Raw genomic sequence first — 602 nt, 5'->3', positions numbered from 1 at the left:
GCGGCCCGCGGAACGGACGGCGGCACGTCCGGGGCCGATTTCCGCCAGCACACGGCCTTCGGGCACTCCTACGCTGCGCCCATGTCACGCCGCTTCGCCGACATCATCGACCTCTACCTGCTGTCCGGCTCCGAGTTCACTCGCAGGCTGCGCGCGGTACGGCCCGAGCAGTGGGCGGCACCGACGCCCTGCCCGGAATGGGACGTGCACAGCCTGGTCAACCACATGACCCGGGGAAACCTCGGCTACGTCGCTCTGCTGAACGGCGGCTCGGCCGCCGAATTCCTCCGGCTCCGGGACAGCGATGCCCTCCACGGCGACCCGGTGTGTGCGTACGTCCGGTCGATGCGGGAGTGCGCCGCGGCATTCGGGGCGCCGGGTGCCCTCGACCGGATACTTGACCATCCCCTCGGCTCGGTGACCGGAGCACAAGGCCTCGCCATGCGCACTACGGACGCGGCCATCCACTCGTGGGACCTGGCAAGGGCGGTCAATGCCCCCGAGGAACTCGATCCCCGCCTCGTCGCCTGGGTGGAGGACAACCTTGTCGAGACCTATGCCGGCCTGGCGGAGTCGCCCATGACCGTCGGCACCTCCCACCG

General features: G+C 70.3%; 1 protein-coding gene. It reads left to right on the top strand.

Features of this window, described 5'->3' with window-relative positions; genetic code table 11:
- Positions 1 to 81: 81 nt before the first annotated feature.
- A partial coding sequence (locus tag CCN33_RS29805) for a TIGR03086 family metal-binding protein (RefSeq protein WP_086696439.1) occupies positions 82 to 602 on the top strand: 521 nt, incomplete at its 3' end.

Origin of the sequence: Streptomyces recifensis (genome assembly GCF_002154615.1) — a bacterium.
GTDB lineage: Bacteria > Actinomycetota > Actinomycetes > Streptomycetales > Streptomycetaceae > Streptomyces > Streptomyces griseoluteus.
The sequence above is the reverse complement of the archived record's forward strand: the minus strand, read 5'-3'. Positions and strand labels throughout refer to the sequence as shown.